The organism is Virgibacillus chiguensis, from assembly GCF_900129865.1.
GTDB classification, from domain to species: Bacteria; Bacillota; Bacilli; order Bacillales; family Amphibacillaceae; genus Virgibacillus; species Virgibacillus chiguensis.
The window spans coordinates 1-23591 of sequence record NZ_FQXD01000008.1; the positions used below are offsets into that span (position 1 = coordinate 1).

18 protein-coding genes and 1 pseudogene are annotated in these 23591 nt (G+C 38.9%); 5 read left to right on the forward strand and 14 right to left on the reverse strand.

Translation table 11 applies throughout. The annotated features are described in order from the left end of the window. The 3 genes and pseudogenes from BUB45_RS10290 to BUB45_RS20855 form a co-directional block, all read left to right on the forward strand. A partial coding sequence (locus tag BUB45_RS10290; protein WP_139300137.1) for a DUF11 domain-containing protein occupies nucleotides 1–470 on the forward strand: 470 nt, incomplete at its 5' end. Nucleotides 471–668: 198 nt separating this feature from the next. Beyond that, nucleotides 669–1082, forward strand: a pseudogene (locus tag BUB45_RS20850) (hypothetical protein); the annotation flags it as partial. A 648-nt stretch (nucleotides 1083–1730) separates the two neighbouring features. Next, nucleotides 1731–2177, forward strand: coding sequence for a DUF11 domain-containing protein (locus BUB45_RS20855; protein WP_483263800.1), 447 nt, complete (start codon nucleotides 1731–1733; stop codon nucleotides 2175–2177). A 939-nt stretch (nucleotides 2178–3116) separates the two neighbouring features. Here BUB45_RS20855 and galE read toward each other — a convergent pair. Further along, the gene (gene galE / locus BUB45_RS10300; protein WP_073008489.1) at nucleotides 3117–4106 is read right to left on the reverse strand and encodes a UDP-glucose 4-epimerase GalE; all 990 of its coding nucleotides are present in this window, start codon (nucleotides 4104–4106) and stop codon (nucleotides 3117–3119) included. Nucleotides 4107–4417: 311 nt separating this feature from the next. On the opposite strand from galE, the gene BUB45_RS10305 reads away from it, so the two are divergent. After that, nucleotides 4418–4876 carry an SRPBCC family protein gene (locus BUB45_RS10305; protein ID WP_073008492.1) on the forward strand — a complete coding sequence of 153 codons (459 nt, stop codon included), beginning with the start codon at nucleotides 4418–4420 and terminating at the stop codon, nucleotides 4874–4876. Between the two features lie 386 nt (nucleotides 4877–5262). Next, nucleotides 5263–6135 (forward strand): YitT family protein, encoded by an 873-nt coding sequence (locus BUB45_RS10310; RefSeq protein WP_073008494.1) that lies wholly within the window; start codon nucleotides 5263–5265, stop codon nucleotides 6133–6135. Nucleotides 6136–6242: 107 nt separating this feature from the next. Here the strand turns inward: BUB45_RS10310 and ilvA are convergent, their stop codons facing one another. From ilvA to BUB45_RS10375, 13 genes are all read right to left on the reverse strand, one after another. Then, entirely contained in the window at nucleotides 6243–7202 is a 960-nt protein-coding gene (gene ilvA / locus BUB45_RS10315; RefSeq protein WP_084723613.1) for a threonine ammonia-lyase, read from the reverse strand. An 80-nt stretch (nucleotides 7203–7282) separates the two neighbouring features. Beyond that, nucleotides 7283–7864 carry a 3-isopropylmalate dehydratase small subunit gene (gene leuD, locus BUB45_RS10320; protein ID WP_073008500.1) on the reverse strand — a complete coding sequence of 194 codons (582 nt, stop codon included), beginning with the start codon at nucleotides 7862–7864 and terminating at the stop codon, nucleotides 7283–7285. A 34-nt stretch (nucleotides 7865–7898) separates the two neighbouring features. Next, on the reverse strand, nucleotides 7899–9311 hold the full coding sequence (gene leuC / locus BUB45_RS10325; RefSeq protein ID WP_073008503.1) for a 3-isopropylmalate dehydratase large subunit: 1413 nt from the start codon (nucleotides 9309–9311) through the stop codon (nucleotides 7899–7901). A gap of 17 nt (nucleotides 9312–9328) precedes the next feature. Next, complete coding sequence (gene leuB / locus BUB45_RS10330; protein ID WP_073008506.1) at nucleotides 9329–10435, reverse strand: 3-isopropylmalate dehydrogenase; 1107 nt, start codon at nucleotides 10433–10435, stop codon at nucleotides 9329–9331. A 16-nt stretch (nucleotides 10436–10451) separates the two neighbouring features. Beyond that, nucleotides 10452–12002, reverse strand: coding sequence for a 2-isopropylmalate synthase (locus tag BUB45_RS10335; RefSeq protein WP_073008509.1), 1551 nt, complete (start codon nucleotides 12000–12002; stop codon nucleotides 10452–10454). Then, nucleotides 11989–13032: a ketol-acid reductoisomerase gene (ilvC, locus tag BUB45_RS10340; RefSeq protein WP_073008512.1), complete on the reverse strand. Its 1044-nt coding sequence runs from the start codon at nucleotides 13030–13032 to the stop codon at nucleotides 11989–11991. The genes BUB45_RS10335 and ilvC overlap by 14 nt, the downstream gene beginning before the upstream one ends. Nucleotides 13033–13050: 18 nt before the next feature. Beyond that, nucleotides 13051–13569 (reverse strand): acetolactate synthase small subunit, encoded by a 519-nt coding sequence (gene ilvN, locus BUB45_RS10345; protein ID WP_073008515.1) that lies wholly within the window; start codon nucleotides 13567–13569, stop codon nucleotides 13051–13053. Then, the gene (ilvB, locus tag BUB45_RS10350) at nucleotides 13566–15287 is read right to left on the reverse strand and encodes an acetolactate synthase large subunit (RefSeq protein ID WP_073008518.1); all 1722 of its coding nucleotides are present in this window, start codon (nucleotides 15285–15287) and stop codon (nucleotides 13566–13568) included. Before ilvB ends, ilvN begins: the two co-directional genes overlap by 4 nt. Nucleotides 15288–16259: 972 nt before the next feature. Continuing rightward, nucleotides 16260–17945, reverse strand: a complete 1686-nt coding sequence (ilvD, locus tag BUB45_RS10355) for a dihydroxy-acid dehydratase (RefSeq protein WP_073008521.1) — start codon at nucleotides 17943–17945, stop codon at nucleotides 16260–16262. Nucleotides 17946–18265: 320 nt separating this feature from the next. Continuing rightward, nucleotides 18266–18595: a chaperone CsaA gene (csaA, locus tag BUB45_RS10360; protein ID WP_073008524.1), complete on the reverse strand. Its 330-nt coding sequence runs from the start codon at nucleotides 18593–18595 to the stop codon at nucleotides 18266–18268. A 289-nt stretch (nucleotides 18596–18884) separates the two neighbouring features. Continuing rightward, nucleotides 18885–20132 (reverse strand): glutamate-5-semialdehyde dehydrogenase, encoded by a 1248-nt coding sequence (locus BUB45_RS10365; protein ID WP_170861744.1) that lies wholly within the window; start codon nucleotides 20130–20132, stop codon nucleotides 18885–18887. Nucleotides 20133–20159: 27 nt separating this feature from the next. Next, nucleotides 20160–21251 (reverse strand): glutamate 5-kinase, encoded by a 1092-nt coding sequence (gene proB, locus BUB45_RS10370; protein WP_073008530.1) that lies wholly within the window; start codon nucleotides 21249–21251, stop codon nucleotides 20160–20162. Nucleotides 21252–21704: 453 nt separating this feature from the next. Next, entirely contained in the window at nucleotides 21705–23129 is a 1425-nt protein-coding gene (locus BUB45_RS10375; RefSeq protein WP_073008533.1) for a DHA2 family efflux MFS transporter permease subunit, read from the reverse strand. Nucleotides 23130–23591 lie beyond the last annotated feature (462 nt).

The following is a 23591-nucleotide window of genomic DNA, read 5'->3' on the forward strand; positions in this document are numbered from 1 at the left end:
ATTTTGGTACTTTTCCGATCACGAATGTGGCAAGTGTGAGCGGAGATAATGTGGAAGAAACGTTTTCGAATGAAGTTATTACAAATCAAGCCATGACGGATATATCAATTGTAAAAGAGGCAAATCCGCAGCTCATTAATTGTGGTGATATTATAACGTACACGATTACGATTACGAATGAAGGCCCAGACAGTTCTGGTCAAATTATTTTAAAAGATCCAGAGCCTTCCGGAACGAATTTTATTGAGGGGAGTGTTGTGATTGATGACGTGTTAGTGCCTGATGCCAACCCGAATGCTGGTATCCCCATTGGCTCACTTGCTGTTGGAGAATCAAGGACGGTTTCATTTCGGGTTGTGAGTGGGATTGATGATTGTTTCATTCCGAATACGGCAGACGTTATATATTGCCTTGATCGATCAGCAACGAGTAATCAAGTCATAACCATTGTATGTTGTGACTGTGATTAAATTTCATTGGGGTTACAAAAATTTTACCACTTTCATATAAATTGGTTAAATAAGGCGCACAACCAACACTAAACCATTTCGGTCACCATATAATTAATAGAAAGTGAAAAAAGCATATAGATAAGGTTAATATACAATTTATATGTTTGAATTAAATGATGAAGCTGTTTATTTTTATAGGAAAGGAGGTTTAAAAAAGTGCCCTTTATTAATCGCTTCAATACGATTACATGTGGTGCTATGACTTTTACTGGAAACACTTTAGGGCTTAGTAATGAAGCAAATACAAATAATGCAGGTACTAATAATTCAATTGGTGCTTTCATTACACTAAATACAGCTTTACCACCTGTTGATGCTTATCCAGTTGATCCAGGTCCTCTTACACCAGGTGCAACGACCACGCTTGATTTTAATCAAAATAGCTCGGCAGCACTTCTTAACATTCCGGCTGGCAGCACAGTTCTTCATGCAGAGTTAATCTGGGGAGGAAATTATGAATCGCGAGACCAAAATATTGTTGGAAGCATTAATAATTCTGTGACATTTACAGGCCCAAGTGGTGCACCACGAATTATTGCCCCAGATCCAGTTACAGCTAACACTGGTACAATAGCTATATCTGGTTTCAATATTAGCTTTTATATGCGCTCTGCTGATGTGACGAACATTGTAATAGGAGAAGGAGCGGGTCAATATTCAACTGGTGGAGTACCTGGGCTTGTCGATCCGCTGAATGCTTCGACAATTGCAACAAATCATGCTGGTTGGACGTTAGCGGTAGTGTATCGAAATATTGCTTTTCCACTACGCAATATGACGTTATTCGTTGGTGCCAACGGAATAGTTAATAATTTCAGCAATCCAATTGTTGACGTACCTGTAAGTGGTTTCTCAACACCAGCTGCAGGACCAGTAAATGGGAGAGTGCTAATTAGTGCTGGAGAAGGAGATGCTGTTATCACTGGTGATCAAGCACGGTTTGCACCTACTGTTGCCGATGTTGTCAATCCAGCTTTTAATTTATCTGGTCCCAACAATTTCAGTACGAACTTCTTTGCATCACAAATTAATGATGATACCGGTAATTTGGACACGTCCGGCACTTATGGGTCAAGAAACCAAATTAATGGAACTCCTGGAACGAACATTGTAGCAGGTAGGCAAGGATGGGATATAACCAATGTCGATGCATCAGCTAATCTAGTAAACAATCAAACGTCTGCTGTTTTTCGTTTTACGACAATAGGAGATGAATACATGCCGAACGCACTCGGCATACAAATAGATGAAGGGGATCCGATATTTGAAGTTTTGAAAAGTGTTGATCCATTGCTTGCTTGTCCTGGTGATGTATTAACGTATACGATTACAGTTACGAATACCGGTTTGTCTGATGCAAGTAATGTTATTTTTACGGACGTTATTCCGAGCGGTGTAGACTTTATTGAAAATAGTGTCATTGTGGATGGAATGCAGCTTTCAGGAGCCAATCCAGCTGCTGGTATTAATATAGGTACTTTAGCAATGGGACAAACGAGAACAATTAGCTTTTCGGTGCTGATAAGGTCGAAACAATCACCGGGCTTTGTAATAGATGAAGCAGAGATCGAATATGAGGGTTGCCCAGGGAAAGTGACGACTAGCAATAAGGTTATTACTATCATTTGTAAGAATTGCGATGACTGCCGTCCGAAAGATTGTTGATATAGTCCTCGCGAGACACTATTTGGGACAAATTTAAATAGTTTTAGGATTTCTTTCTGATAGTTACAAGTGGTATTTCATCTATTTTTACGACAAACAAAAAAGAATGAAAATTGGAAAAATACCTGTTTGTATACAGAAGTATAAGCAGGTATTTTAGGGGGCCATTCTACTTCTCTTTTATTCCAATCGGTTGTTTCCACTTTATCTAAAGCTTTTTTCCCGTTTTTATCTAAGATGTTATTACCTTGTTCATCATATCTGTACGCTCTGCTTTACCTCCTCATGTCCCATCTTCATTAAAAGGTTTAACGGTGAGCATAACATGAAAATGTGAGTTTGCTTTACGTGTTGTTTGTTTTTATTTGACACACCTCACATAACTAGTTTACTGAGCCACCAATCTATTTCCACTACTTCTACATCAAAACAGAAATCCCATAACCACGGTTTATATTATTGGCATAAAAAGCACCAAAACCTATTAATACTCCCACAATAGATACAGCTGCAACCTGCTCCTTGGCTAATAAGCGCAATAATGTAGTTAATGCTGCACTTTTTGTTAAATAAAGAACAAAAACGTGGGTGATACTTTAATTTTCCTATAGTGGAACAAAGACGAAAACGCCCGTCTAGCAACGTAGCGAATGGAACGAATCAACGAAAGTTTAGGAATCATGCTCCTGCAACAGGAGTATGCCGGCGCCCTCCGGCAAGCCCGTCTTTAGTCGACCTTCCTATAGTACGAACCGATGATAACTTATCGTAGGGCTATTTCGCGAAGTCGCCTAGTTGCTGGGCGCTGGAGCCGGACGTGGCTTATTCTGTTATTTCCTTATCCCAAAGCATCTAATTTTTATATTTTTTTATTTCACAAAAAAGTGTACTTGTCCAACAAAGACAAGTACACTAATCATTCAGAATACTTTCCTATATTTATTTACGATATCCCTCAGGATTTCCTACGTGCCAATTCCAGGCATGCTCTATGATTTTTGTTATTAGAGTGCGCTTTGGATTCCACCCTAATATCTCTTGCACTTTGTGTGAACTTGCAATTAGTGTACTAGGATCGCCTGCACGCCTTTTGCCAATTTGGGCAGGTATTTTCTTACCAGTTACTTGTCTAGCCGTATCAATAATTTCTTTCACCGAGAACCCTTGGCTACTTCCTAAATTGAATATATCGCTTTTTCCTCCGCGCAGTAAGTAATCTAATGCAAGTAAATGTGCATCAATTAAATCTTGTACGTGAATATAATCACGAATACATGTACCATCTTCCGTAGCATAATCATCTCCAAAAATGGTAATATGATCTCTTTGTCCCAACGCTGTTTGTAGCACAATTGGTATTAAATGTGTCTCTGGATGATGGTCTTCCCCTATCTCACCTGTTTCTCTTGCTCCAGCAACATTAAAATACCTTAACGATACATATGTTATTCCATGTGCTTGTTCAGTCCATTTCATCATTTTTTCCATTGTTAATTTTGTTTCGCCGTACGTATTAGTTGGATGAGTAGCCATTGTTTCTGTAATTGGAACGGCTTCTGGCTCTCCATATGTAGCGGCAGTAGATGAAAAAACGATATGTTTCACGTTATATTCAGTCATGACTTGCAGTAAAACTTGCGTGCCATACACATTATTGTCAAAATATTTCAACGGATTTTCCATCGACTCACCAACCAAAGAATTGGCAGCAAAATGAATCACAGCCTCAATGGATTCTTTAACAAAAACCGTGCGTAAAAAATGAATATCACGAATATCTCCGTTATAAAACACAGCTTTCGGATGAATTGCCTCTTGATGACCTGTCTCTAAATTATCTATTACGATTACTTCTTTTCCTTGATCAATTAATTGGTATACCGCATGAGAACCTATATAACCAGCACCGCCTAATACTAATATACTCATTTTGTTGTCCGCCCCTTTTTTGTATGTACTGGGTGTTGCAAATACCATCGTTAACGCCTATTATCCTTGCATACTTCATCTAACAGCATTCTTGAAGTACGCGCTTTCAAGATGATATTATTTTTTTATTTCAACTATATCCTACATCGCTTATAACTTTCAAACAAGTAATATATCATTTACACAAAAATTAGTCACATTTTTTACATAAAACGGACCAAATAGTTACTTCTAATCCCTTATTTTTTGCATATATATCTTTTGGTGTACGTTTGACTTATAGTAAAACTACAACGAGGAGGAGTTATGCATTGCCAAACACCATTTGCGAAAGGAATATCAAGATAAATATTGATAACATTTGGTCATTTATTAGTGACCTTAATAACTGGGCACCACTGGTTCCTGGATATGAACAGCATAAAATGGTGAACCAAAAGAAATCCATCTGGGTATGTGAAGGAAAAGTTGGTTCGTTCCAAAAAACGGTTCAATTAACCGTAATTATTACTGAATGGAATGAACCAGAAAAAATCTCTTTCCAACTATCTAGCAGCAACCAAATGCTAACAGGAAATGGAACAGTTTGCGCCAATAAGCTTAGCGATAGAGAAACCAATTTCACTTTCTCTCTTACACTCCATGCAAAAGGATTGGCTGGAAAAATGGTAAATGGCTCATTAAGAGCATTTCTACCGAAACTAACTTCAAACTTCATAGATGCAATGATTCGTCATATGTACGGAACAAAGGCGCAAGCGCTCGTTTAGTAATAGAGCGACGGGAACGAATCAACGAAAGATTTAGGAATCCTGCCACTAAAAAAAGGTTATGTCGACGTCGGGTAGCAAGCCCATTTTTAAATCGACCTTCCTTTTAGTGACGAATCGACGATGACTTATTGTAGAACGACTTGGTGAAGTCGCCTAGCTGCAAGGCGATGGAGCTAGACGTGGCTATTCGATTATTTCATTATTCACAAGCACCTCCGTTTATCATTTCCTATACTACGAAGCAGTTGCTATTGCTAATTCTTAATAAATCATTAGAAAAACTTGACACATCTCCTTTTCTAGAGAAAGTCGACAGCATATTTCCTACATGTTAGAATGATATGCGTGTTTACTTTGCTTTTTAAAGAGAGGGATTTATATACATGACGACTATCACGCAAAAATTGAATCCAACCGTACTAGCATACATACAAATTATTTTTGGCGCTACGCTAGTAGGCTTAGCTTATAATATATTTCTATTACCTGCTAAATTGGCAGCAGGTGGCATATCTGGAGTAAGTACCATTTTATTTGAGTTGTACCAAATTAGTCCTTCTTCCGTTCAATTTTTAATTAATATCCCCATCTTTATTATAGGATGGATAGCGTTAGGCAAAGACTTCAGCTCGAAAACGCTGGTAGGTACATTTTGGGTTCCATTTATTATTTGGTTAAGTTCCGACATTCCCATTACGTTAACCAACCCTTTACTTAGTGCCATCTACGGAGGGATTATCCTTGGAGTTGGATTAGGGATTGTTTATAAAGGAAATGGATCAACTGGTGGTACAGCAGCTATTGCGCAGATTGTAAAGAAATTCACCGGATTATCGAGCGGATACTCCCAATTAATTGTGGATGGAGTAGTTGTCGTTTCTTCCATTATTGTATTTAACTTGGAATTAACACTTTTTGCACTCATGTGTATTTATATCACAAGTAAAACCATCGATATTGTTCAACTACAAACCTCAGCGACAAAATTGGTGATGATTATTACGGATAATGAAGAGCGTATTCAATCCATTATTCGAACGGAATTGGATCGAGGTTTAACAAAAGTACGTTCTATTGGAGGTTATTCCGATAAAAAGAAAACAATGATTCTTTGTGTTGCAGAACAGCAAGAGGCGGTTCAATTAAAGAAGATATTGCAGCGAGAGGAAACCGATTCATTTGTCATCTTCTTGAATGCTTCCGAAATACTAGGTAGAGGTTTCTCACTTGATAAATATTATGGACAAAAACTCTAAATCATTTTTACCATAGTTCTTCGCATAGCAGCCCCCGTACCATTTTTGTTCATATGGTACGGGGGTAATTTTTGAAAACCGTTTTTATGGGGTTCCATAAACTAGCGTTATGAGTAAACAAGCTCACGGTGAGACAAACGTGCAGCTAGTTCCTGTATTTTGGGCATGGTGCTAATATCCATGTTTCCACCACTTACAATGACCCCACAATGTCGGGATTTTATTTGCTCATTATGGGTGAATAAGGCGGCAATTGCTGCAGCTCCCGCTCCTTCCATTAATGTTTTATTTCGTTCAAGCATGTAAACAATAGAGGAAGCAATCGCTTCGTCAGAAACAGTTATCATATCATCCACGTATTGCCTGATTAACGGTAATGTTCGTTCACCTGGTTTTTTTACTGCAATTCCCTCAGCAATTGTTTGGACAGCATGCAGGTTTTCTGTTTCACCAGTATGGAAGCTTTTATAAATAGCAGCTGCTCCTTCCGCTTGCACCCCAATCACCTTTATATTTCGATTCACGTGCTTTGCTGCAACAGCAATACCGCTAATTAACCCTCCACCACCTACTGGAACTAATATCGTGTCAATCCGATCTTCTTGACGTAATAATTCCATTGCAACTGTTCCTTGACCAGCCATGACATCGTAATCGTCAAAGGGATGAATATATGTTGCCTCAGTACGAAGCTGATGACCCAGAGAAGCCTCATATGCTTCTTGAAAAGTTTCTCCAGACAAAACGACTTCTGCTCCATAATTGCGTGTCGCATTTACTTTTGCTTGTGGTGTTTTCTCTGCCATAAAAATGGTTGCTTTTGCTCCTAATTTACGAGCTGCATAGGCGACTCCTTGTGCATGATTTCCAGCAGAAGCAGTAACCACACCTTGATCTAGTTGCCGTCGTTTTAATTGCATTAATTTATAGGTAGCACCTCTAAATTTAAAGGCACCTGTTTTCTGTTGGTTTTCCATTTTAAAATAAACATGTTTCCCTAAAGCTTGATTCGTTGTCTGTGATGTTAATAAAGGTGTTCGATGAACAAGCGGAGCAAGTCGCTGCAACGCATTATATACCTTTTCACCTGTTAAGCAATCCCCAATATCTCCACACTCCCTATCGAAATTAGAATTTTTCTTGATTTTTATTGCATACTTTTTTCGTATCGTGCAATTTTTTCCTCATGTTGTAATGTTAAAGCTATATCGTCCCATCCGTTGATTAATTTTTGCTTATGGTATTCTGGAATTTGAAACGGATAAACCATCCCTCGGTCCATAATTTGCTGCTTTTCCAAATCTACATCTAAAATAAGTTCCCCTCGTTCCGCTTTTTTTAACCATTGGTTTACAAGCTCTTCTTTTACTTGGATAACGATGATGCCATTTTTTAAAGCATTATTATAGAAAATATCCGCAAAGCTTGGCGCTATAATAACTCGGAACCCAAAATCTAATAGTGCCCATGGAGCATGCTCTCTGGAACTACCACAACCAAAATTTTCACCTGCCACTACTATCGAGGCGTCTTCATACCGTTTATCGTTTAAGTTGAAATTTTTTCTAAGCTCTCCATCATCATCGAATCGCCAATGGTAGAAAAGATATTGCCCAAACCCAGTACGCTCAATTCGTTTTAAAAATTGCTTCGGTATAATTTGGTCCGTATCGACATTCGTTCGATTTAATGGGTATACTACACCTCTATGCCTTTGAATAGCTTCCACTGGCTACCCTCCCTCTTTTATGCATAAAAATAAGTTAAGAAGAAACTTTTGTGCTTGCATAGTTTCGAACGTCTACAAATCTCCCTTCAATCGCAGCAATAGCTGCCATTTCTGGACTAACTAGATGTGTTCTAGCGCCATTTCCTTGCCTGCCTTCAAAATTACGATTGGAAGTAGAAGCACAGCGCCCACCAGGAGGAACTACATCATCGTTCATAGCTAAGCACATGCTACAACCTGCATCACGCCATTCAAATCCCGCTTCTTGAAAGATTTTATCTATTCCAAGTTTCTCCGCTTGCAATTTAGTACTAAACGAACCAGGAACAACAATGGCACGTACTTCAGGATGGACTTTTCTCCCCTTTACAACAAAAGCAGCTTTTTGCAAATCACTTAATCGTGAATTTGTACAAGAGCCAATAAATACATGATCTATATGAATAGATGAGATGGGCTGCTTCTCCGATAACCCCATATATTGAAGCGCACGTTCTACATCTTCAGGGTAATCTGTCTCCTCTAGACTTGGTGTTGATCCATTTACTGGTACACACATAGATGGATTTGTCCCCCATGTTACTTGTGGCTCTACTTCGTCACCTCGGATGTTGACATAATGGTCATATACTGCACCTTCATCTGTAGCTAAAGCGAGCCATTGTTGCGCTTGTTCGTTAAATGCTTCTCCTTCAGGAACATGCACCTTTCCGCGTAAATAGTCCACCGTTTTTTCGTCAGGGCTAATCAAACCTGCACGCGCACCAGCTTCAATGGACATATTACAAACGGTCATCCGACCTTCCATGGAAAGATTACGAATTGCTTCCCCCGTGTATTCAATAACATACCCCGTTCCAAAACGAACACCAAATTTAGCGATGATTGCTAAAATTAAATCTTTAGCAGTTACACCTGGTCCCAAATCACCTTCCACATGGACATTTAAAGTTTTTGGCTTTTCTTGCCATATCGTTTGCGTCGCCAATACATGTTCCACTTCACTCGTACCAATTCCAAAAGCTAAGGCTCCAAACGCTCCGTGTGTGGACGTATGACTGTCCCCGCAAACAATCGTTTTTCCCGGTTGTGTTAAACCTAACTCCGGTCCAATCACATGAACAATCCCTTGATCAGGGTGGAACATATCTGCTAATGATATATGGTTTTCCTTACAATTACGCCGCAATGTTTCCATCTGCTTCCGCGAAATCGCATCTCTTATTTCCTCTCTATTTTTGGTTGGTACATTATGATCCATCGTCGCATAGGTCAAATCTGGTCGTCGTACTTTGCGATTATTCAAGCGTAAACCTTCAAACGCTTGTGGGGAAGTTACCTCATGAATTAAATGCAAATCAATATATAATAAATCTGGTTTCCCTGCTTCTTGATGCACTATATGTTGTTCCCAAATTTTTTCAATAATTGTTTTTGCTGTAGCCAATTTTTCACCCACCTTTGTTATGCATAAGAATTACAAATACATTGTGAAGCATCATTCGTAGCAAGGTTTCCTAATATGATCTCTGTCATTTGTTTTGTTCCAACGACCGTACCGTTTTTAATAGATAAATCAGGCGTATGGTAGCCTTGTTCAAGTGTTGTTTCTACAGCGTACTCTATTTCGTCAGCCTCCTGCTCCATACCAAAGGATTGACGGAGCATAGAGCTTGCAGAGAGAATCATCCCGAGTGGATTCGCAATTCCTTTGCCAGCAATATCCGGTGCTGATCCATGAACAGGTTCATAGAGACCTACGCCATCCGTTCGAACACTTGCAGAGGGAAGCATTCCTAAAGACCCCGTTAAAACAGACGCTTCATCACTTAAAATATCACCAAACATATTTTCCGTCACAATGACGTCAAATTGCTTTGGATTTGTAATGAGTTTCATTGCCGCAGCATCGACAAGCAAATGATCCACAGCAATGTCTGGGTATTGTTTGCTCTTTTCTTCCACAACCTCTCTCCACATCCTACTTGATTCTAAAACATTTGCTTTATCCACAGAAGTGACACGCTTCTTTCTCGTTCTAGCTGTTTGAAAAGCTTTATCAACGATTTGCTCTATTTCTGTTCGAGTATAATACAATGTATCAACTACTGCATTTTCCTCTGGAATACGTTTTTTCGGTTCGCCAAAATATAATCCACCTGTTAATTCACGAACAATTAAAATATTGCTTCCCGCTACTATCTCTTCCTTTAAAGGAGAGGCATGTAGTAAAGGAGTAAAAGCCTTAATTGGCCGCAAATTTGCAAATAAGCCTAACTCTTTGCGAATACCTAATAATCCTTTCTCCGGTCGCTTATCTCCAGGTAAGGCATCCCATTTCTCCCCTCCCACTGCTCCTAATAAAACGGCATCCGCTTTTTTGCATGCGTGAATCGTCGTTTCCGGTAAAGGCGATTGTTCTCCATCAATTGCAGCTCCGCCTATGAGATGTTCTGAGAAGGTAAATTGATGATTAAAATTTTCAGCAATTGCTTGTAAAACACGTACGGCGGCATCCATAATCTCTTTACCAATACCGTCACCAGGAAGAATAACAATTTGCTTATTCATACATTTCTTCTCCTTTTCACTGAGTTTTTACAACTTCTTTCTTCTCTGCATTCACCTGTTGAATAATATACCGATTGACTGCATTTAGATACGCTTGCACGGAAGCTTCCATGACGTCTTGTGCCGAACCCCGGCCATTTACAGTTTCTCCATTCACTGTAAGTTGGACGCGCGATTCCGCTAACGCATCTTTTCCACCTCCGACAGAGTTAATCTGATAATCAATTAATCTTGTCTTTTCTTCGGTTAAAGACTCTAGTGTCTTATACAAAGCTTCGACACTCCCTTGTGCCGTACACGCCGTTTTCACCTTTTTACCAGACGGGGTCTTTAATTCAACAGCAGCAGTCGGAATGTTATTGGATCCATATTGTAGTTGAAACATTTCCAACGTATATTTATCCACTGTAGCAGTGTTGGTTTGAATCTCCGTTACAATGGTAAAAATATCGTCATCGGTTACCTCTTTTTTATGATCTGTTAATCGCTTAAACGCTTCAAACGCTTGCTTCATATTATCTTCTGTAACGCGCATTCCAAGTTCTTTTAATTTATCTTTAAAAGCGTGACGCCCCGAATGTTTCCCCAAAAACAGCGTATTTGCTTGAACGCCAACCAACTCAGGAGTAATGATTTCATACGTGGAAGCATGTTTTAACACACCATCCTGATGGATTCCAGATTCATGGGCAAATGCATTTCTACCAACAATTGCCTTGTTTGCTTGGATATGCATTCCTGTCAGTTTTGCCACCATATCACTCGTTCTTTTTATTTCATCAAGCTTTAAATTTGTTTGATAAGGATAAAAATCAGAACGAATCTTTAAAGCAACGGCAATCTCTTCTAAGGATGCATTTCCTGCTCGTTCACCAATACCGTTAATAGTTCCTTCAATTTGTGTCGCACCATTTTCGACAGCGGCAATAGAATTTGCAACTGCCATCCCGAGATCATTATGACAATGACATGATAGTACTGCTTTTTCAATATTAGGAACATTCATTCTAATATAATGGAACATTTCCCCATATTCCTTCGGTGTTGTGTAACCTACCGTATCTGGTAAGTTAATAACAGTCGCACCAGCATCAATGACCTTTTTAATAATTTGCGCTAAAAATTCCCAATCTGAGCGTGACGCATCTTCCGCTGACCATTGCACTTGTGAAAATGTTTGCTTTGCATATGCCACCATATCTGTTGCTGTTGTAATTACTTCTTCCGGCGTCTTTTTTAGCTTATACGTCATATGAATTGGCGACGTAGCTAGAAATATATGAATTCGCGGTTCATCTGCACCTTTTAACGCTTCCCAAGCAGTATCAATATCCGACTTGACTGTTCTTGCTAAAGCAGTAACGGACGTATTTTTTATCGTGTCGGCAATTTCCTTGACCGCTTGAAAATCGCCTTTGGACGAAGCAGGAAAACCTGCTTCAATCCGATCCATACCTAACCGTTCTAACTGTTTGGCGATTTCTAATTTTTCTAGTTTATTCAAATTGACGCCTGGTGATTGTTCTCCATCGCGCAATGTCGTATCGAATAGGTTAATTATTGACATGCACCTTCACATCCTTTTGTTTATTTTGTTTTTTCTGTAACGGCTCTGAAACAAAAGGCATTAATGCACGTAACTCCTTTCCTACTTGCTCAATTGGATGCTGGTTCTCTTTCGCATTAATTGCATTAAATTGCGGTCGATTCGCTTGATTTTCTAAGATCCAACCTTTAGCAAAAGCTCCTGTTTGCACATCTTGCAAAATTTCTTTCATTCTAGCTTTTGTTTCTTCATTTACTACGCGTGGCCCTGATACGAAGTCCCCCCATTGGGCTGTATCAGAAATAGAATAACGCATATTTTCCAAGCCACCTTCATAGAGAAGATCAACAATTAACTTCATCTCATGCAAACATTCAAAATAGGCTACTTCTGGCTGATAACCAGCTTCCGTTAAGGTTTCAAATCCTGCTTTAATTAAACTTGTCACGCCTCCACATAATACAGCCTGCTCGCCAAAAAGATCCGTTTCTGTTTCTTCTTGAAAAGACGTTTCTAATACTCCAGCTCGAGCAGCGCCGATCCCTTGAGCATATGCTAATGCAAGTTCTTTTGCCTTTCCAGACACATCTTGATAAATGCCATAAAGCGCAGGAACTCCGGCTCCTTCTTCATACGTACGACGAACTAAATGACCAGGTCCTTTCGGTGCTACAAGAAAAACATCAACATTAGATGGCGGGACAATTTGACTAAAGTGAATATTAAATCCATGGGCAAAAGCGATCGCATTTCCAGGTTGCAAGTTCGGTTCAATGCTCTCTGTATAAACGGTAGTTTGCATTTCATCTGGTAAAAGAATCATGACTACTTCTGCCTGTTTTACAGCATCTGCTACCGACAAGACTGTAAACCCATCCTCTTCTGCTTTTACTTGAGACTTTCCTGGTCTCAGTCCTACGACAACATCAAACCCGCTCTCTCTTAAATTCTGAGCATGTGCATGGCCTTGTGAACCATACCCAATAATAGCAATTCGTTTCTCTCTTAAAACCTCTGTGTTTACATCCTGTTCATAAAGTACTTTTGACATTTTTTATTCCTCCCTATTTTAAATCGTAAATGCATTAAGTTCTGTCACCTGTGTTGGCTGCTGTCCACGTAAGAAAGCTGTTACACCAGTTTTAGTTAGTTCTTTAATCCCATACGGCTTTAATAATGAAATAAGTGCTTCTACCTTATCTGGCCTCCCAGTTACTTGAATAGTTAAGCTGTCTCTACTCACATCAATCACAGAAGCCCGAAACGGGGTAATCATTCCTTGGATCTCTGCACGTAACTGACCACTTCCACCAACTTTAATTAATGCTAGTTCCCTCGCTACAATTGCCTTTTCTGTAATATCGGAAACTTTTAATACGTCAATTTGCTTATTTAACTGTTTTGTAAGCTGTTCTAACTTCTGATGGTCCTCAATTTCAACAACAAACGTCATTTTTGAAATACCCTCTGTTTCTGAGGCACCTACAGAAATACTCTCAATATTGAACTGTCGCCGATATAGCATTCCTGTAATTCGGTTGAGGACACCACTACGATTTTGTACGGTTGCCGTAATAATCCGCCTCATTTTCTCACCCCGATCATTTCATGAATTCCCTTACCAGGTGCGATCATTGGGTAAACAGAAGTTTGCTGTACAACACGACAGTCAACTACAACGGGACCATCGAAAGCTAACGCTTCTTGTAATACTTTTGGAACGTCTTTTTCCTTTTCAACACGCATGCCACGCACGCCATAACTATCAGCTAATTTTACAAAATCCGGATTTTCCATAAACAAGGATTCTGAATAACGTTTTTCATAAAAGCTTTCCTGCCACTGTCTTACCATGCCTAAAGCTTGATTATTGACAATAATAACTTTTACGGGCAATTTTTTCTCTTTTACGACGGATAATTCTTGAAACGTCATTTGGAATCCACCATCCCCTACAATCGAAATGACGATATCATCTGGCGCTCCCAATTGTGCGCCGATCGCTGCCGGAAATCCAAATCCCATTGTCCCTAAGCCTCCTGATGTAACCCAGCGGTTGGGCTTTTCAAACGCATAATACTGTGCTGCCCACATTTGATGCTGCCCAACGTCCGTAGTTACAATCGCTTCTCCTTTTGACAAATCATGAATTTGTTCCATCAACCATTGTGGTGAAATAAATGCTTCCGATCGATCGTACCAAAGCGGATATTGCTTTTTATACGAAGTTAATTGATCTCGCCAAGCTGATCGGTCTACAGGCTCATTAGAAGTTGCTAGTAACGCTATTAATGCTTCTTTTGCGTCTGCCACCACTGGTATTTCCGTCGAGACATTTTTACCAATTTCCGCTGGATCGATATCAATATGCGCTACTTTAGCTAAAGGAGCAAAATGCTGTAAGTTACCAGTTAAACGATCATCAAAACGAGCACCGATATTAATTAACAAATCGCATTCATAGATTGCCATGTTTGCTGTATAGCTCCCATGCATACCTGCCATACCAAGTGACAACTCATGCGATCTTGGGAACCCTCCAAGCCCTAATAACGTATTCGCAACTGGAAGCTGAAACTTTTCTGCAAATGCGATTAATTTCTCACTTGCATTTGCAAAAATAACTCCTGCACCAGCTAAAATTAATGGACGGCTAGATTTGCTTAATGCATCCATTAGTTTCGTAATTTGCAATGGATTTGGGTTTTTATTTGGTTGATAGCCAGGAAGCGCAAAGTGATCATCGTAAACAGCATCAGATAACTCAGAAGAAATATTTTTCGGAATATCTACGACTACAGGACCTGGTCTTCCAGTAGAAGCAATATGAAAGGCTTCTTTTATAATTCTTGGTAACTCCAACAGATTTGTTACTTGATAATTGTACTTCGTAATTGGGGTGGTAATCCCCATGACATCTGCTTCCTGAAAAGCATCGGTACCTATGACGCTGTTAGCTACTTGACCAGTAAAAACAACAATTGGCAATGAGTCCATCATGGCATCGGTAATTCCAGTAATTAAATTGGTAGCTCCTGGACCAGATGTAGCAATAACTACCCCCGGCTTCCCTGTAACTCGAGCATATCCTTCCGCCGCATGAATGGAACCCTGTTCATGACGAGAGAGAACATGCTCAAATGGTGCATTGCTGCGATAAATAGCATCATAAATCGGTAAGACCGCACCACCCGGGTAACCAAAAATTGTATCCACTTCTGCTTCTACTAAGGCATTAATTAACACATCAGCACCTGTAACTAATTCTTTTGTACTTTCCAATTCATGCTTTACCTGCACTTTCACTTCTCGTGCCTCCTTTTAAAAAAATAAATATTAGGAATATTTTGCTTGCCGCTAACTTTTTATTTTGAAAGCTGTCATTTTTCTTATATAATCCCTAAAATTGTCTATTGTATTAAATTAAGCTCTACACATATCATTTCTAAATCACAATCACTCCTTATGCTTCAATATAGACCAAATCTTTTGAAAATAAATTGTTTGTTTTCAGCGAGATAGTTGCCACCAATCTTAGAGAAAATTAACTTATTACCAAAGTCTATTGGGCGAAAGCATTCGTGTTAGCTTAGATGGTTTCCTATTGTACAACAAATAAAAAACGCCCTCCTCCCCCATAAGACTGCAAGCTTAATTACAGTAATTGGGGAGAAAAGCGTCTGCTCTTCACGGTACCACCCAGCTTTTTAGTATCCTCACGAATACTAACTCGACGAGTATCATCGGTTACGATATTAGAAACATAACCTAAACTCTTTTGGATAACAGGTACATACAAATTGCACCTGGCTGGCCTATTAGGTTGCCTGTTCAGTCCAGCACTCAGAGATGATGTCAGAGTATATTGTATTTTCGGGCTTCCAGCGTCCCCGAATCTCTGTGAATACAGTAGTCATACTCTTTTTTCCCTTCATCGCATTAAATACATATTCTTTTGTAAATAATCATTGTTTCCATTTATTTGTTTTTTTGATATTGCCGTTAATAATATACTGTTTTCAATCAGTCGTCAACAGCTTTTTTAAAGTTTTTTGATATTAATATTTTTTACGTTAAACTGTATACGCTTACAGCATTGCCGGACTTCATTTTGCCTTTTTTATTACATTTTCTTTACAAAGCGATATATCAGTCAAAACTTTATTATTATAGGTTTAAAATAAAAATAACAAAGCGCAATATATTTTTAGCATATATTGCGCTAGTTATGAATTTGAAAAAGTATTTCATGAACAAATATATCGGTATCTCACTAGACTATTTATTTAAATAATCCGTAATAGCTCCTAACGAAGAACAGGATACGTTATGAGCATATTTACCTAACACACCTTTTTTATATAACGGAGGCGCAGTCCAATGTTTCTGTCTTTCCGCTAATTCTTGATCTGATATTGCAAAGGATATCTCTTTTTGCGTAGAATCAATCGTCACCATATCCCCTTCTTGTAAGAAAGCAATTGCACCACCAACCTGCGCTTCTGGTGCGATATGCCCGACGACTAGCCCATGTGTCCCACCAGAAAATCTACCATCGGTTAATAGAGCTACTTTTTCACCTAGCCCTTTTCCAACTAAAATAGCTGAAATAGACAGCATTTCCGGCATACCCGGGCCTCCTTTTGGCCCAACGTAGCGTATGACAAGTACATCTCCTTCTTTAATCTTATTATCCATTACCGCTTCAGTTGCTTCTTTTTCTGTATTAAAAACTCGCGCAGGTCCTACATGTCGACTTACCTTTACACCAGATACTTTTGCTACAGCGCCATTTGGGGCAAGGTTACCTTTTAACACAATGAGTGGTCCATCTTTACGTTTCGGATTATGAAAGGGCATTATCACTTCTTGCCCTTCTTGTAAGGACGGCGCTTCTTGCAAATTTTCTGCAATTGTTTTACCAGTTACCGTTAAGCAATCGCCATGAAGATACCCATTTTCATGAAGGAACTTCATTACAGCTTGTACACCGCCCACCCGATGTAAATCTTGCATAACATACTTACCACTTGGTTTTAAATCAGCTAAATGAGGCGTCTTTACTTGCATGCGATTAAAATCCTCGATGGTTAAATTCACTTCTATAGCGTGTGCAATAGCTAACAAATGTAATATTGCATTGGTTGAGCCACCTAATGCCATTACAACCGTAATGGCATTTTCAAAAGCTTCTTTCGTCATAATATCTTTTGGATAAATGCCTTTTTCTAATAAGTGATAAACTGCTTTACCAGCTTTATTACAATCATTTGCTTTTTCTTTTGATTCGGCAGGATTAGAAGAACTTCCTGGAAGACTCATGCCTAGCGCTTCTATTGCTGAAGCCATCGTATTTGCCGTATACATACCACCACATGAACCTGCTCCAGGGCATGCGTGACATTCAATTTGGCGTAACTCTTCATCGTCAATGGAACCATTATTATGCTTTCCAACACCCTCGAAAACCGACACTAAATCTATATCTTTCCCCTTTAAAGAGCCAGGTGCAATCGTTCCACCATATACAAAAACAGCAGGTACTTCCGCATTAGCGATCGCAATCATACATCCGGGAATATTTTTGTCGCATCCACCAATAGCTACTAACCCATCTAAATTCTCCGCGCCTACTACTGTTTCAATGGAATCTGCAATTAGATCTCTACTAGGCAAGGAATAGCGCATTCCTTGCGTTCCCATTGATATTCCATCAGACACTGTGATCGTATTAAAAATTAATGGAACACCCCCCGCTTCTCGCGCCCCGTCTTTTGCTTGACGAGCTAGCTCATCAATATGTATATTACACGGGGTTACTTCACTCCACGTACTCGCCACACCTATCATCGGCTTGTTAAAATCCTCATCTGATACACCAACTGCTCTAAGCATTGCTCGGTTCGGCGCCCGCATAACACCATCACTAAAAACATGACTTTTAATTCGCAAATCTTTATCCAATGAAACCCCACCTTTCTTTCGGAATATTATATGCCTAATTATCAAATAGTTCAATATGTTTTTACTTTATTTTAGAAAACTAAAACTATCACCACACTTTGTAACGGAAAAACCCAATCGTTGCTATGCTATATTCTTTATACGTTTTATGCTTAAGAACTCGGCTTTTAGCTAAGTTCACATGGCAATATCCTTCACATTGTTTATACTAGACAAATAAGTAGGGCAATTCAGACTCATTTATGTAGAATATCGCTTTTAAACATTTTACTGTTTACTCGCATACACCATTTTTTCAACATGCAAGCACTTACTTATCATTACGATATCTTTGTCCCATTTGCCACCACAACATCAGGTGCTAATAAAACAACGTCCTCTTTTTCTGGCACTCCACCTAATACGAGCACTTCAGACTTGAAGCCTGCGATTCGCATAGGCGGAAAATTAACAACTGCTGTTACTTGCCTCCCTACTAAATCTTCTGGTTCGTATCGTTTTGTAATCTGAGCAGATGCTTGTTTTATGCCTAGCTCCCCGAAATCAATATATAGTTTAATTGCTGGTATCTTTGCTTCTGGAAATGGTTCTGCGTTGCTCACTGTTCCAATACGCATATCTATTTTTTGGAAATCTTCTATATGAACCATGTTAACGCCTCCAATATTTTAATAAAGTGAGTTTTCAATTCGTAAAAGTTTTTCATCCTAGTCTATTTTAACACTAAAAATTTCGTTTTTTATCCTATTATCTCTTCCACCTTCTAGACATGACCATTCAATTTTCTTGTTATACACGAGCATTCATTTTATATTTTCCTAGCCCACGAAATAAAACATGTAGGGCTGTTTTTCTCCCTTATTGACTCCAACACACATCTTTTATTTTGGAAAAAGGCGTGCAACTTTTAAGCGCATACCACACCTTTTCCCACTCCTATTATTCCCTAATCTGACCGTCTCCATAGATATAAAACTTACTTGAAGTAAGTGCAGGTAATCCCATAGGTCCTCTAGCATGTAATTTTTGGGTACTAATGCCAATTTCCGCTCCATACCCAAATTCAAAACCGTCTGTAAATCTTGTAGAAGCATTGTGGTAAACAGCGGCGGCATCGACGTGCTGCTGGAAATAAGCAGCATGTTCATTGTTCTGCGTAATAATCCCCTCTGAATGCCGTGTGCCATACTTATTAATATGATTGACCGCTTCCTCACATGTAGAAACTAATTTAACACTAATTGCTAAATCAAGATATTCTGTATACCAATCTTCTTCTGTCGCTAATTTCGCTTTTGAAAAAGCCTTACAAACATATTCGTCCCCGTAAATTTTCACCTGTTTTTTATCCAGTTTTTCTAGTAAAGATTTTCCATGTTCCTTAAACCATTCCTGATGAACGAGCAATGATTCGATTGCATTACATACAGACGGACGCTGTAATTTTGCATTTAAAACCAGCTTAAAAGCTAGCTCTTGCTCAGCAGAAGCATCAATAAACATATGACAGTTACCAGCTCCAGTTTCAATTACTGGTACTGTTGAAGATTGTAAAACTTTTTGAATGAGGTTTTTCCCTCCTCGAGGGATCAATACATCTAAGTATTCATTTAACGTAAATAATTGTTGTGCGGTCTCTCTACTTGTATCCGTAATGAGTTGAACCGCATCGACTGGAAGCTTTGATTTAGCCAAAGCTTGGTGAATCGATGCAACGATAGCTCGATTGGAAAACGCAGCAGATGAGCTTCCCCTTAAAATAACCGCATTTCCTGTTTTTAAAGCTAATGTGGCCGCATCAATCGTTACATTTGGTCGCGCTTCATAAATCATACCTATTACGCCGATGGGAACGCGTTTTCTTTCCATACGAAGACCATTATCTTTTTCAAGACGCTCCAAAACTTCTCCAATTGGATCATCTAATGTAATGAGTTGATATATAGCGTCATGCATGGCTTCAATTCTCGTCTCATCCAACATAATTCTATCTAAAATCGATGTTGAGATGCCATTTTTTTCTCCGACCTGTAAATCCTTCTGATTCTCTTTTAGAATCTTCTCCTTGTCTTCTACCAACTGCTTTGCAATGTATTCCAACGCTTCGTTCTTTTCCTTTGTTGTGATACCATTCAACTGGTAGCTTGCAACTTTTGCCAACTTTCCTTTCTCTTGTACTTCTGTCATCGTCATTCCTCCCTGTTTCATTTAAAATTATGTTAATCTCACCCAACGGTCTCGATGAATAACTCTAGATGATAAGCAATCTTTGTCCACGCTCCTTAGTTGCAATTCTTTCATAATTACATCTGCGGAACAACTTGCCTCTCCTTTGCCAATTAATCCATTTTCTCCATATACTTCTACAACGTCACCCTCCTTAAACTGCCCTTGCACTCTTCGGACCCCTGCAGCTAATAAACTTGCTCCTTGATAAAGAATGGCTTCTTCTGCACCATTATCCACGTAAATTTGACCTACTGGCTCTGAATGAAGTGCAATCCATTGCTTATTGGTCGTAATCGAACCTTTAGCAGGATTAGAGATATAAGTGCCATCTCCACTTCCTTCCATGATATGCGATAATTTTTCAGCGCCGTTTCCAGTTCCGATAAACACATTAACGCCTAATGATAAAGCCATCTTTGCAGCTTCCAACTTCGATTTCATTCCTCCAGTACCTACTGACGACCCATGTTGATCTGTCTGGTCAACCATTTCTTCTGTAATTTGGGCAAGATAGTCATATTTTCTAGCTGCTGGATTTTGACGCGGATTTCCATCATAGATGCCGTTAATATCGGTCAGCATAATGAGCTGGTCTGCATGAACAATACCGCTAACTAAAGCTGATAACATGTCATTATCTCCAAATGTAAGTTCTTTGATGGATACCGTATCATTTTCATTAATAATCGGAATAACTCGCCGTTCTAATAGTTCCATTAACGTATTAAACGCATTTTTATATCGTTCTCGATCTTTAAAATCGTCTCTCGTCAATAATAATTGTGCAGCTCGCAAATCATATTCTGAAAATTTTTCCATATATGATTGGATTAACAACCCTTGTCCTGCAGCTGCTGCAGCTTGCTTTCCTTTTAAGGTTACAGGCCTTGATGCATAGCCAATTTGCGGAAAACCTGCGGCCACTGCACCTGATGAAACTAAAATAACGTCATGGTTTAATTCGCGAAGCTTGGCAATCGCTGCCACATGTTCCGTTAACTTTGCCTCATCCATTTCACCATGTGCATTTGTTAACGAACTACTTCCTATTTTTACGACAACTCTCTGTTTCCTCACTTTACATGCTCCTATTCCCATATCTTTTATATTTTATATGTATCTATCACATGGATATATAACATGATCTTAACACCGTTGTTTTACTTATCATAAACCTTAGAAATTTTAACCTATAGTGAAAAAAGCCCTATTCATCCCTCTAAATCAAGGACGAAAGAGCTTCTTCCGCGGTACCACCTATGTTAGATGTTAGAATAACATCCCGCTTGCTTCGATAACGCCGAATATAGCGCCCATTTTTCATGGGACTCAAAAGGCAGGTTCTGTGGCTTCAAGCGTGGAAAGCTCCCAGCTTCTAACTCCCCATCTCTGGCACTGAATCACCCACATACTAATCCTTTTTTACCGTTCAACTTGTTTTTATAATATTATGGATACAAAAGCGAAGAATGTCAACTATTTTATTTATTTGATTGCTTCTAGACGAAAAAGTATCATCTAAAACTCTCTTTATCTACTAAGTTTAACCGACCCTTTGTTTGATTCCGTTTTGATAAATAGAGATAAGACAAGTGCTATAAACGCAAACACTCCAGCTACAATAAATGAAATATTTACTCCATGAATCATTCCTTGAATACCTTGATCTGGTAATGCAGCATTTGTCATCACTGTTACTAGCAAAGCTGTTCCAACAGCTCCGGCAACTTGGCGCATCGTGTTATTCATAGCCGTTCCATGCGGTATAAGATGGAATGGTAACTGGTTTAATCCTGCCGTTGTAACAGGCATCATGACCATGGCTATTCCAAGCATACGAACTGCATTTACTGTTGCAATATAGCCAAATGACGTATTAATAGATATATTTGTAAACATAAATGTCGTTATCGTGACAATAGACAGACCAATAATGGCTAACCAACGGGCACCGAATCGATCAAATAATCTTCCAGTAATTGGGTTCATTACTCCCATAACAATGGCACCAGGCAAAATCATTAAACCAGATTCCAAGGCGGTAAACCCAAGCATATTTTGTGCAAGAATAGGAATGATAACTGCTGCGCCAATCATTGCCATAAAAGTAACCATTCCTAACGCTGTTGTTAAAGAAAAAACAGCATTACGAAATACGCGAAATTCTAAGATAGGTTGTTCCAATTTCATCTGCCTTAAAATAAACATGGTTAATGTAATGGCACCAACAACTAACGATATAATTACCTGTGCGCTTCCCCAACCGCTATTACCTGCCACACTAAATCCATATAATAAACCACCAAAGCCCAATGTAGACAAGATAATCGATATCACATCTACTTTTGGAAATGTTTGTTTCGTAATATTTTTTAAGATGAAATAGGCAACAACGATGTCGATAATAATAATTGGCAATACGACATAGAATACACTTCTCCACGGAAAGTGCTCTACTAGCCATCCAGACAATGTCGGCCCTATAGCTGGCGCAAAAGCAATCACCATACCGAACATCCCCATCGCTGTACCTCTTTTTTCAATTGGATAGATCAGGAATAGTATCGTTTGCATTAATGGCATCATAATGCCTGCTGCCGCTGCTTGACCGATTCTCCCAACCATTAACACAGAAAAGTTAGGCGCGATTGCACATATAAGCGTACCTACCGCAAATATACTTAGTGCTGTTAGGAAGAGTCCTCTTGTCGTAAATCGTTCAATTAAAAATGCCGTAATTGGAATCATAATGCCATTTACTAACATAAATATAGACTGTAACCACTGAACAGTATTGGCGTCTAACTGTAAATCTTGCATAATCTTTGGCAAAGCAGTTGCTAATAAAGTTTGATTTAAAATGGCAACAAATGCACCTGAAATTAAAACAATAAGCAGTGGTACTTTATTTACTTCTCTTGGATTATTTGTTGTTGTATTTTCTAAAGTCACCATACCTCCCCTTTCTTCATGCATAAAAAATTATTTTTCATAGGCACGAGTTCTTTTGCTCGCTCCTGAATAATGGAGCACGTGAAATACTTGTGTGTCTATTCAGCAAGAAAAAATTCTTTATACAATAAAGTGAACCCTCAAGCAGTGAGGGGCTTTTCATCCAACCGCTTGTTAGTAGCTTAAAAAATTTAATTTATCCTCATTCTTTAAAAAACTTGGCTATTCTCAAGTCATTATGACGAAAAACATGGTCGTTTTCCCCGTTAAACCCTAACTTTCCTTTAGTGTAAGATAACCACGCTGTTGTTTGTCCTATGTTTTCCTATGGGTGCAAAGGTATGATCTAAAGGAAGCTTAAGAAATAAAGCATCCTAGAAGTTATTACCTCACACTTCTATTTATCCAACACATACCTTTCAATTCTTTGAAACAAGCGCACTTTTATTAGGGAAAACTTAACCA